Raw genomic sequence first — 11434 nt, 5'->3', positions numbered from 1 at the left:
AAATAAAAAAGGTCAAAGCAAGGCACGTAAAAAGTCTCACCATTTTCACCAACTCAAATCACCCCAAGATTGAAAATATCATGTTAGAAAAGCATTCAGTAAAGAAGGCTTTTCCCTTCTCATCTATAAAGAAGATCATTCGGAATGACGACGATGGTTTTCTGACCCCCTTTATGTTCAAAAACAACATAGTAATCCAGCATTTCTACAATATCTCGTAAAGGTACAACCAGGGTTGTGTTATTGTACAGCTTCGCTTTTCCCGACACAGTAGTTTCGCGACCTTGATCAATAAAGCGATCACTGCCAACCGGTATGACTATTTGTCTATCGTATTCCATGAAGTTGTCTCTCAGGATGAGCGTTGCCGTTTGGGTAGGATCATTCCACTGGATCGTAGCACCAAGAACGTCGGCTAACTCGCGAAGGGAAACATAAGTGACATCATTTTCAATAAAGGTTTGTTGCACAAGCTTTTTATTATTTACGGTCACAGTCACTGCTGAGTCGTCTTTATAAGGAGCAGAGTTATCGCGGAGAATCAAAATACTAATTTTTCTGATGTCATTTATGTTTTTAAACCTAGAATCAATAAAATCTAAGGGCAGTTCAAATTTTGCTTCTACAAAATGTCCCGGCTCTAGCTTCAACGATGAATTGATAACAGTGTGGCTAGTTTCGGGGTAGAAGTGGTCCATTCCGTTTTTGCCCTCAAATGAGAGACCTGCGTAGCTAAAATTTGTAGCGGTTGCTTCACCTAGATTAAGCAATAGGGCATAAATAAAAAACGTGTTGTTGTCCTCAGATCTTCCATAAATCATTGTATCTACAATGACATTTGCCTTGAGTTCTGCCCCTTCAGACTCTGGAACTGAAGCAAAGAAAATAAAAAAGATTGCAAGAAGGCACGCTAAAAGTCTAACCATTTTCACCATTTCAAATCACCCCAAGATTGAAAATAACATGCTGGAAAAGCCCTCCTAAAAGAAGGCTTTTCCCTCACACATCCATAATAATCGGCAGGATCATGGGTCTGCGCTTTGTTTTGGCATACACGAATTTCCCAATCGATTCCCGCATTCCTTGTTTCAAGCGGTTCCACTGGCTCACATTTGCTTCCTGCAAATTGGTGATCACCTCGGATGCAATGCGAGTCGCTTCTTCCAACAGGCCCTCTGATTCCGGGGCATGGATGAATCCGCGAGAAATAAGGTCAGGACCCGACAAAATCTTGCCGTCGGTTTTGCTGCGCGTCACAACGATCACGAGAATGCCATCTTCCGAAAGATGTTTGCGATCCCGTAATATTCCATTCCCTACATCGCCGATTCCTAAACCATCCACCAACGTATTTCCAGCAGGGATTTTTCTTTCCTGCACAGCCACACCATCATGAATATCCACGACATCTCCGTTATTTACAATGAAAATGGACTCGAAATCAACGCCGACAGATTCAGCCAACAGACGATGTTGATGGAGCATCCGGTACTCGCCGTGAATGGGGATAAAGTATTTTGGCTTCATGAGAGTGAGCATGAGCTTCAATTCTTCCTGGAAGCCATGACCGGATACATGCATGCCTGTCCCGGAGCCATAAATTACGTTGGCACCCATGATAAACAGGTTGTCGACGATGCGCGCTACATTTCGTTCGTTCCCTGGAATGGGGGAAGAGGAGAGAATGACGGTATCGCCGCGTTCTACTTTCACGTGTCGATACCCGGAGGTCGACAATCGAGATAGAGCAGCCATGGGTTCGCCTTGGCTTCCCGTACATAGAACAGCAACACGGGCTGGATCGAGCTCGCTCACTTCTTCTATTTCTACCAGCATGTCTTCTGGTATATGTAAATAGCCTTGTTCTGATGCGATTTTGACCACATTGACCATACTTCGGCCCAGCAAAGCTAGCTTTCGATTTGTCGCTTCTGCGGCGTCTATGACTTGTTGGAGACGGTATACATTGGAAGCGAACGTCGAGACAAATATTTTCTGCTGTGCCTTATTGAATGCTTCTAGCAGACGATCGCCTACGTGTTTTTCTGATGGAGTAAAGCCAGGGCGCTCCGCATTGGTACTTTCCGACAACAAAGCCAATACGCCTTTCTGACCGATTTCAGCCATTCTGTGCAAGTCGGGGGATTGCTGATGCACTGGCGTTAAATCAAATTTAAAATCGCCCGTATGCACAATGGAGCCTGCTTTTGTCTCAAATACGACACCCAAGCAATCTGGAATGCTATGGTTCGTCTGAAAAAAGCTGATTGTGAGCGAGCCTAATGAAATGGTAGAGTCACGATCGATGGAGATGAGGGTGGACTGATGAAGCAAATTATGCTCCTTCAGCTTTAATTCGATAAGACCTAACGTTAAGCGGGTACCGTAAACAGGGACGTTTAATTGTCGCAAAAAATAAGGAATACCCCCGATGTGATCCTCATGCCCATGCGTGACAATCAAGGCGCGTACTTTTTCTTGATTTTCCAGCAGATAACTAATGTCCGGTATGATCAGATCAATTCCTAAATAACTCTCATCGGGAAACTTCGAGCCACAATCGATGAGGACAATTTCATCTCCATATTGAATCCCGTACATGTTTTTGCCGATTTCATATACTCCTCCTAAAGCAAAAATAGAAAGAGTTTCATTCCATGTATTCATACGCAATCAATGACCTCCCCAAAATATCTTGTGGTTACTTTTGCCTATTGGAAAGCTGAGTATGTATGGATAGCCGGGAGATCATGAGGTAAAAATGGATGAATGAACCAATCAGGAGTCGGGCACACTGGGGTAAGACTCATTTTGGAAGGGAGCAGCTCCGGTGAAAACCAAACGATTTCTTTTCCGCTTGTTTCTATTGATTGCCATTGCGGCTGGTGTGGAATGGTTTGTGTATACGAACCAACAAGCGCAAACCGAAGTGGTAGCTGACGAGTCGCACGCTCATCACGCAGCGCCGACACTCGCTGTGACGCATACCCTTGTGAAAGATGATTTACAACTCAAATTAGCCGTTACGAACTTCTCTTTTTCCCTCGAAAACATGGGGAAAGAAAACAAGCACGGGGAAGGGCATGTTCATCTGTACCTCGACGGCAAAAAAATCGCCAAAGTATTTGAGCCTAGCTATGTCATGAAGGATATCCCGGCTGGAAAGCATGAGGTCAAGGTAGAATTGGCCCATAATAACCACGAGTCATATGGTGTTGCAGAGAGCTTTTCCATTGAGGTAAAGCCCTGATAAGCAAGGGTAACTGTTGGGAAAAGGAAAAAAGCCGACTTCGATACGCCTTGTGGCATTCGAACTGTCGGCTTTTTTCATGGATAGACTAGCGCATATGCACGCTGACTTTTGCTTGCTGGTCTGGCAGGGCGATCACCAGGGTCGGATAGCTGATAACTTGGGTTTTCATCGAACCTGGGGCGGGTGCTTGTACCCGGACGTGTACGGCAAAGGCATGAGGGCCTGTCCGCTTGACATGGTCCGCCACCAAACGATATCCTCCTGTAGGGCGCTGTCCTGCACCCACGACTACATAGGATTTTCCATTGGCACGAACGATGGTGTGTCCGCCATTTTTTCGAACTTTCTTCAAAGCTTCCTGTACGGCAGGAGGATATGGAGCAGCAACAGCCTCGTAAGCAGCATCTGCTTGTACAACCTCTTTCGCCACAGGCTCAGATACGGTAGGATGTTGAGGTGACAAGACTTGTGTACCCGTTACGGCCAAGGTTGCTGTTAAGAGTAAACTTGGAAATACATGCAACATCAAGATCCCTCCAATTGGTAAAAGTAATGAATCGAACATCATATAGACTGAGGTGACAGGCGTGCGTGTGAAGGATTCGCTGGAATACCTGTCCGAATCAACGCGACAAGCGATTCTACATGAACAAACCAAACGATATCAGATTGCCGAAGAGCAAGATTTAACAGAAAGATTATTGGACCCGGTTTTTATTGGGCAAGTATGGAGACAGGCGGATGAGCTGGAACGAACCGTTATCCGGCTTTTCGTAACCAAAGCGACGAGAGGTTTTTTTAGCAAACGAACTTGGGAACGCGAAACGGCAAAAGAGCACAGACATCTATCAGTCGGCTTGACGAAATTGCGGCGGCTTGGACTGATCTTGACTGTACGGAAAATGTGGAGTGAGATTGGCTATTTGATGCCACAAGAGGTTCGAGAGCAGTTGACAAACCAAATGCTGCCGGAAGCCTCTCAGGCTTATGTTTCTCTTTCAAAAACGCTCCCTTATTATATATCAGCAGGCAGGGGGATACAGCTGGATCTTTTTGGGCTTTTGTTGTTTGTTCGAGACAACCAAATTCCCATTACGCAAAAAGGAAGTATTCATCGCAGGATGTCGCAAAAAATGCTGCCGCTCCTCTCGCTTACAGATGAGCATGTAAAAGGAATCATCATTCCGCCGCTCGATCAGGAACAAAGAGAGGGCTTATCCTTGACCCTTGTCCTTGATATTGCTCTCAGACTGGGCTTGGTGCATAGGGAAGAGCGAGAACTCGTACTCGATCTCAATCGAACGAAGCAATGGCTGCATCAACAACCACTCGTACGTTGGGAAGACATGTACCAACTCGTCATGGAACAATTTTTGCCGCATGGTGACTGGTGGGAATTTTTCATTCAATTGATGAGGCAGGTTCCCGTCGAGCAGTGGTGTTCCATCCAAGAACAATTACGCATGCTAAAAGAATCAGGATTTCATTTGCCTGACAATGCAGAGGAGCTCATAGTGGAGCAATGGCTGCATTTACTGTTAGGCTTAGGATGGATTCAGCTCGGAATGGACGAAGAGCGAGGGATTTTTTGGCGTTGGAGCAGTTTGCCGCGATTATCGTCGGAGGAAGGTTGGTTTGTGGACCCCACAGGTGCCATTACAATCCCTCCTCTTGTCCCGTTGCTGGATGTATGGGAGATCAGCCGATTTTGCCAGCTCCAATTTGATGGGCAATTGATTCGGGGTGAATTGCAAGCAAGGCTGTTGCAATCGTATTTGGCTCAAGGAGGGACGGAAGAGCAAGTCATAGAAAAGCTCCGTGCCTCCTGTGTTCATCCGTTGCCTGAGAGCTTGATTGAGGTGGTGAGTCAATGGGCGAGAACAGCCAGGCAGATTCAAATGGAGCCGTATTTCCTCGTGCGGACAGCACATGCTGGATTTCTGGAGGAATGGCGCGAAATTCCTGACTTTCGCCCATTTCTTACCCAAGTGATTTCACCGACTTCGTTTTTGATACCGTTCTCGCAGGAAAAAGAATGGATCCGTATACTGCGCCACTTCGGATATGAGCCGCAAGTGCTGTCGCATGTTGCTAGTGCAAGCAAAGAGCGCAAGCCGCATCAAAACAGTCAAGCGGGAAATAAGGGCTTGCTTCTCATCGAACGGCCTTGGGACGGTTATGCTATAGAAAACACGTTTCCTGAGCAAAATGATCAAATCGCAGCACTTCCCAAAATGTGGACGAAGCATTTCCAATCGTATCATCCACAATCCATGCGGGATTTATTTAAGCGCGCAATAGAGCTGAAGCTGGAGGTCGAAATCCAGCAAAGTGGAAAAGAAAAGCTGCGAGGTCTACCGACAGAAGTGCGCCTGGAAATGGGGTACTGGATGGTTACGATTGCCGGACAGGGCGGCAAACAGTGCTACCGTCTCGAGAACATCGAGCGAGTGCGCATTGTGGTGCCCGAATATCTGTACTAAGGGTGTGCATCGTGATACAATCAGGAATGACGTAAAGTTTTCAGGCTTTGCGGCGAAAGGAGGTCTCGCTTTATGGAAACATTGGAAGCTGTGGATATGACACAGTTGATCATGGAGTCTCATGAGCTGTCCACGATGATTAACCAATCGCGCGAGGTCTCGGAGTATTTGGAGGCCAAACGCCAAATGGAAGCAGATGAGGAAGTGCAACGTCTGCTCGTCGTGTTCGAGGCTAAGAAGGAACAGTACGAAGATGTGCAACGGTTCGGGAAGTACCACCCGGATTACAATCATATATCCAAAGAAGTACGGGAACTGAAGCGCAACATTGAACTGAGAGATTCCGTACAGGCATTCAAGCGAGCAGAGGATGCTCTGGATGAGCTCTTGTATCAGGTGAGTAGAACCATTGCTCATTCTGTCTCGGAAACGATCAAGGTACCGAGCAACAATCCATTTTTAGAGGCGCAGGGCAGCGGTTGCGGGACGGGCGGAAGCTGTGGCTGCAGCGTGAAAAAGCCTTCGTAATTTACGTTGTTCCCGACTCATTTTGGCGCAGCAGAAAACAGTCTTCACAAAGATTGCCACAACAAAATTGCTTTTCGTCAGGTACTCGAAAGCGGAAGCGATACACATGCTGCACGTCATCAGAACGCACGTAAATGCATTCTGGCTGTAATTTGGTATCAGTGGTCAGGCGCTCTCCTGCTTCCATGAGCTGCTTTGTTAAGAGTGGAGCAGGGAGCGTACTGCATACATAGAAAAAGAGCTGGCCTGCATATGTTTGCCAACTGCTATGGGTGACGATTTTTTCGCGGTGAAGCGCTTCCTCGAATTGATGATAAAACGTAGCCAGCATAGACCACGATTCCTTTCTGTAATAAGCTTTCACCAGTAAGTATACCACGATTGGGAAGGAGACCGACGGCAAAACATGAGAGAGCGACGTCTGGGGGTCGCCGTGTGGGTGAAAAACACGCGTGCCGCCAAAAATTTACGCAAATTTGGCACCATTCATTACATCTCCAAGCGCTTAAATTACGTTTCGATGTATGTGGATGCCAATTTGTTGGATGAAACGATTCGCATTATGGAAAAGCTGCACTTCGTGACAAAAATTGAACGCTCCCATCGCCATGAGATCCCGGTAGAGTACAACAATGCCAGACCGGATAAGGCAAAGGAATACGATTATAAACAAGAAAAGAACCAGGTAATGGCACTAGCAGAGACCTTACAGACAGAAGAAAGCAGCCAAGCAACCGTTGGTTCGACATAAGTTGTTCATAAGCTGCCATTTTTCGGCAGCTTTTTTGCTTTTGTTAAACTGGCGTACATGGTATGCTAATGTGGAAGAAAACGAGAAGTCACGCGCATGAATGCGTTTTCAAAGATAGATTAGGGAAAGAAAGGTGAGCATACATGATTCATCTGGATATTAACTGCGATATGGCAGAGGGTTTCAGCAGAGGTCGACAATCAGAGGACTTGGGGATTATGAAATGGATCACCTCCGTTAATATTGCTTGCGGATTGCATGCAGGGGATCCCCATATTATTTGCAGAACAATCGAAGCTGCACTTAAGCATGATGTGAAAATCGGGGCGCATCCCGGTTATGCAGATATTCAAGGCTTCGGGCGTCGTTCGATGAACTTGTCTGTCAATGAAGTGTATGAGCTGGTGCTGTATCAAATTGCAGCCTTGGCTGGGACTACAAAAGCGCTCGGAGGGGAGCTTCATCATGTAAAGTTGCATGGCGCGCTGTATAACGAAGCGGCTGAACGCCCAGAGCTCGCGGAAGCGGTTGTCCAAGCCATTGCGGATATTGATGAAGAACTGATCCTCTATGCACTGTCTGGCAGCAAGCTTGTAGAGGCAGGCTTGGAACACGGGCTTCAGGTGGCAGAGGAAGTATTTGCAGAGCGGGCTTATTTGCCGAATGGTCGATTGGCCCCGCGTGAATTGGAAGGAAGCGTGCTGATCAGTAAGGAAGAGCGCATGGAACAGACACGTCAGCTCGTTTTAAAACAAAGAGTAATGACGGTCAATGGCGAGCATATTGACTTGGCGGCCGATACCCTTTGTGTCCATCACGAGAGCCATGACGTATTGCAATTCCTTGGCGAAGTACATAAGTGGGCAAAGCAAAACGACGTGAAAATTGAACCAATCACTGCTCGATAGGTAAAAAGCCATCCAGCAATGCCTTCCCATTATCGGGAAATGGACGTTGCTGAATGGCTTTTTTCATTTTTCCGTTCTTTGATTGTGCCGTTATCGATCAGGAAGATGACATCTGCGAGCTTCTCGGCTTCTTCACGATCATGGGTTACCAAGAGAAAGGGAATGTTCCACATAGAGTGAAGGCGAAGCAGCTCATCCTGGCATTGTTTACGCGTATCCGCATCCAGCGCCGATAAAGGCTCATCAAGGAGCAGGATGTCTGGTTCAGTCGCAAGCGCACGTACGAGTGCCACCCTTTGTTTTTGTCCCCCGGATAACTGGTGAGGATATTTTTGCAGCAGATGATCGATTCCTACCGTGGACAACAATGGAGCGAGATTCAGCTCATGTCCCTTTTTCAAGCCGTAGCGAACATTTTGCTCGACGGTCATGTGAGGGAACAGCGCATAATCTTGAAATAAATACCCGATGTTGCGCTTTTGTACAGGAAGCGGCTTCTGTCCTTCGCGATAAAAGACGTTTTCATTTAATTGGATTACACCCGCATCAGGATGAACCAGACCTGCAATACTGTTCAATATCGTTGTTTTGCCAGAGCCGGATGGTCCGAACAGCACGACAATTTCCTTTTGCACCGAAAAAGACACATCCAAAATAAAATCAGGCAAACGCTTCTGTATGTGGACGGCGAGCATTTTACCATTCACCTGCCTTACTTTTGATTGGCGTACCTGCGCACATTGCGACGACTCCACCAATTCAGCCAGAGAGTCGTACCCATTCCCAAGGAAACAATAATGACGACCCAGAACAATGCCTTATCCATTTGACCAGCCTCAACAGCAAAATAAATGGCAACGGGAATCGTATCGGTTTTCCCAGGGATGTAGCCTGCGAGCATCAGCGTAGCGCCAAACTCCCCTAAACCACGGGCAAAAGAAAGAACAAACCCAGCCAACAGGCCAGGCCAAGCCAATGGAAAGGTAACGGTCCAAAATAATCGCCATTCCGAAGCACCCATCGTGCGTGCCGCATTCTCCAAACGACGATCAACTCCCGTGAAGGCAGCGACTGCACTCTGATACATCAACGGAAAGGAAACGACAATCGAGGCAATAACGGCTCCTGTCAATGTAAAGACGACCGTAATATTGAACCATTCATGCAGAAGCTGGCCGAGAAAACCGTTTTTTCCGAAAAGCAGCAACAAGCCGAAGCCAACAACAGTGGGAGGGAGAACAAGCGGAAGCAAAAAGAAGGACTCCAGCACATTCTTCCCCCAAAAATCTTTTTGTGTCATCCACCTTGCAAACACCATCCCAAGGACAAAGACAAAGGAGGTGGAGAGCGCAGCTACTTTAAGGGAAAGCATCAAAGGAGTGAGATTGGTTTCGATCACGCTTGCCACCTCCAATTTGATTCATTTGGTTTATTGAAACCCGTACTTCTGTAAGATCGCTTTTCCTTTGTCGCTTGTCAAGTAGGCTAGAAAAGCTTTTGCTGCATCTGGGTTCTTCGACGCGCTGACGACCGCACCTGGATACACGATCGGCTTGTGCCATTCAGGCTTGGCTGTCGCTAATACTTTAACGTTTTTCGAAGCTGCGGCATCACTGGAATAGACAATGCCGACTTCCGCGTTACCGGATTCTACGAAGGTCAAAACCTGGCGAACATCGCTGCCAAATACCATTTGTGCCGAAAGAGAATCCCACATTTTCAGCGTATCCAATGTTTCTTTCGCATATCGTCCTGCCGGGACTGTCTCGGGCTCACCGACGGCAATATGCTTAATCGCTGCCCTGTTCAGCTCTTCAAAAGAAGAAATGGCGACAGCACTTGTGTTACTGGCAATGAGAACCAGCGAGTTTTTCGTGAAGTCTTGGCGTGTGTCTTTTGCGATCAGTTGCTGTTCCTCTAAACCGTCCATGTCTTTTTTGCTAGCCGACAAAAATACGTCAGACGGAGCGCCTTGCGTAATTTGTGTGGCGAGTTTGCCAGAGCCTCCGAAGTTAAAGGTGAGGGTTGTTCCCGGGTGTTCTGTTTCGTATTGGGTTTTCAACTCATTCAAGGCATCCGTCAAGCTAGCAGCAGCAGAAATCATCAATTCTACCTTCGCTGCATCAGTTTTGGCTGGCTCACTTGCTTGGGGTGCTGTTTGCGTTGTCGAGCAAGCTGTCAGCATCAAGCAAAATGCTGTCAATAAAGCTAACCAGTGCTTCTTCATAAAAAAGACCTCCATAATTATATTTAGTTATAATTAATTATAACTGGGCATAACTAGATTATATGGATTCGTAATGAATAATCAATTGCGATTTTACGACACTTGTTTGAAAATAGAGCAAAGGAGATAACGGAGGCGGGACATGAGTCAACAAAATTCTTACACCACCGAAGAAATAGCGAAAATTCTACGTATTTCCAAGCTGACAGTCTACGATCTGATTAAAAAAGGAGAGCTGCCCGCTTATCGTGTCGGTCGGCAAATGCGCGTAGACGAAAGTGATTTGGAAGCATACAAGGCGAAGGCAAAGGGAGAATACAGACAAGCCTCAGCCGTCAGTATCCCGCAGACAGGACAAGCTCAGCAATCGTCACGATATGAGCAGACTGGTACAGGCCGCAATATCATTATCAGCGGGCAGGATGTGAGCTTGGACCTACTAGCGGGCCATTTGGAGAAAAAGGATGAAGCATACCGGCCACTGCGCTCGTACGTGGGGTCTCTGAACAGCCTCGTGGCGATGTATACAGGTAAGGCTGATATCGTCAGCACGCACTTGTACGATGGGGATACCAACGAATACAATGTCCCGTATATTCGTCGCATTTTGTGTGGGCATCGTTTTGTTGTCATCAATATGTTGTCACGTTGGGCAGGATTCTACGTCCAGGCAGGCAACCCGAAACAGATCAAAGCATGGAGCGATTTTACAAAGCCGGGCATTCGCATGGTTAATCGAGAAAAAGGGTCCGGTGCACGCACGTTGATAGAAGAGCAGTTTCGATTGGCAAAAATAGCGGGGAGTGACGTGATTGGCTATGAACGAGAAGAGACCAATCATCTGGCAGTCGCAGGGGTCGTAGCAAGGCGCGAAGCAGACGTAGGGGTGGGCATTGAAAAGGCAGCTTCACTCGTCGGAGTGGAGTTTGTCCCAGCTGTGTGTGAGCGATATGACCTCGTCTTGTTGAAAAACAAGGACAACGAGCAGCTCATTCAGGCTGTTCTTGATATTCTCGGGTCGCGTCCATTTCAAAAGGAATTGGAAGCAGTCGGGGGCTATGATCTGAGCCAGACCGGAAAAATTATGTACGAAACCTGGTAAATACTAAAGGAAGCTGCCAATCATTACGATACAATGAGTGGCGGCTTTTTTATTTTCCGCAGAAAAGATCATCGCCAAATATGGCGTTTTCTCTACCGAATCTCCTGAATTTCTACTCAGTTTGACATATATTTGCTACAATGAAACAAACACATTTAGCGCCTGCCGCCGGGCGGTTTATT

Annotated in this window: 13 protein-coding genes; 6 read left to right on the top strand and 7 right to left on the bottom strand. The window is 46.9% G+C overall.

The features are described from left to right. Positions 1 to 119 precede the first annotated feature (119 nt). Entirely contained in the window at positions 120 to 935 is an 816-nt protein-coding gene (locus tag C7R94_RS27140; protein WP_106785716.1) for a copper amine oxidase N-terminal domain-containing protein, read from the bottom strand. Between the two features lie 64 nt (positions 936 to 999). Beyond that, complete coding sequence (locus C7R94_RS27135; RefSeq protein ID WP_106785715.1) at positions 1000 to 2667, bottom strand: ribonuclease J; 1668 nt, start codon at positions 2665 to 2667, stop codon at positions 1000 to 1002. Between the two features lie 163 nt (positions 2668 to 2830). Here C7R94_RS27135 and C7R94_RS27130 point away from each other — a divergent pair, with 163 nt between their 5' ends. Beyond that, entirely contained in the window at positions 2831 to 3250 is a 420-nt protein-coding gene (locus C7R94_RS27130) for a hypothetical protein (protein ID WP_106785714.1), read from the top strand. Positions 3251 to 3338: 88 nt separating this feature from the next. Here the strand turns inward: C7R94_RS27130 and C7R94_RS27125 are convergent, their stop codons facing one another. Further along, on the bottom strand, positions 3339 to 3779 hold the full coding sequence (locus C7R94_RS27125; protein ID WP_106785713.1) for a protease complex subunit PrcB family protein: 441 nt from the start codon (positions 3777 to 3779) through the stop codon (positions 3339 to 3341). Between the two features lie 61 nt (positions 3780 to 3840). Between C7R94_RS27125 and C7R94_RS27120 the strand changes: the two genes are divergently transcribed. Next, positions 3841 to 5736 carry a hypothetical protein gene (locus C7R94_RS27120; protein ID WP_106785712.1) on the top strand — a complete coding sequence of 632 codons (1896 nt, stop codon included), beginning with the start codon at positions 3841 to 3843 and terminating at the stop codon, positions 5734 to 5736. A 72-nt stretch (positions 5737 to 5808) separates the two neighbouring features. Further along, complete coding sequence (locus C7R94_RS27115) at positions 5809 to 6264, top strand: YlbF/YmcA family competence regulator (RefSeq protein ID WP_106785711.1); 456 nt, start codon at positions 5809 to 5811, stop codon at positions 6262 to 6264. Between the two features lies 1 nt (position 6265). Here C7R94_RS27115 and C7R94_RS27110 read toward each other — a convergent pair whose 3' ends face one another. After that, a complete protein-coding gene (locus C7R94_RS27110; RefSeq protein WP_106785710.1) occupies positions 6266 to 6595 on the bottom strand; it encodes a hypothetical protein in 330 nt (109 codons plus the stop codon). A gap of 75 nt (positions 6596 to 6670) precedes the next feature. Between C7R94_RS27110 and C7R94_RS27105 the strand changes: the two genes are divergently transcribed. Beyond that, on the top strand, positions 6671 to 7015 hold the full coding sequence (locus C7R94_RS27105) for a YlbG family protein (protein ID WP_007725782.1): 345 nt from the start codon (positions 6671 to 6673) through the stop codon (positions 7013 to 7015). A 143-nt stretch (positions 7016 to 7158) separates the two neighbouring features. Beyond that, complete coding sequence (locus C7R94_RS27100) at positions 7159 to 7923, top strand: LamB/YcsF family protein (protein ID WP_047068803.1); 765 nt, start codon at positions 7159 to 7161, stop codon at positions 7921 to 7923. Between the two features lie 29 nt (positions 7924 to 7952). Here C7R94_RS27100 and C7R94_RS27095 read toward each other — a convergent pair whose 3' ends face one another. The 3 genes from C7R94_RS27095 to modA are packed head-to-tail and all read right to left on the bottom strand — an operon-like array spanning position 7953 to position 10150. Continuing rightward, positions 7953 to 8618 carry an ABC transporter ATP-binding protein gene (locus tag C7R94_RS27095; protein WP_106785709.1) on the bottom strand — a complete coding sequence of 222 codons (666 nt, stop codon included), beginning with the start codon at positions 8616 to 8618 and terminating at the stop codon, positions 7953 to 7955. A 17-nt stretch (positions 8619 to 8635) separates the two neighbouring features. Continuing rightward, the gene (modB, locus tag C7R94_RS27090; protein WP_106785708.1) at positions 8636 to 9322 is read right to left on the bottom strand and encodes a molybdate ABC transporter permease subunit; all 687 of its coding nucleotides are present in this window, start codon (positions 9320 to 9322) and stop codon (positions 8636 to 8638) included. 30 nt (positions 9323 to 9352) lie between these two features. Then, on the bottom strand, positions 9353 to 10150 hold the full coding sequence (gene modA / locus C7R94_RS27085; RefSeq protein WP_106785707.1) for a molybdate ABC transporter substrate-binding protein: 798 nt from the start codon (positions 10148 to 10150) through the stop codon (positions 9353 to 9355). 142 nt (positions 10151 to 10292) lie between these two features. On the opposite strand from modA, the gene C7R94_RS27080 reads away from it, so the two are divergent. Beyond that, positions 10293 to 11252, top strand: a complete 960-nt coding sequence (locus C7R94_RS27080; protein ID WP_106785706.1) for a helix-turn-helix transcriptional regulator — start codon at positions 10293 to 10295, stop codon at positions 11250 to 11252. Positions 11253 to 11434: the final 182 nt, after the last annotated feature.

The organism is Brevibacillus sp. NRRL NRS-603 (assembly GCF_003013445.1).
GTDB classification, from domain to species: Bacteria; Bacillota; Bacilli; order Brevibacillales; family Brevibacillaceae; genus Brevibacillus; species Brevibacillus formosus.
The sequence above is the reverse complement of the archived record's forward strand: the minus strand, read 5'-3'. Positions and strand labels throughout refer to the sequence as shown.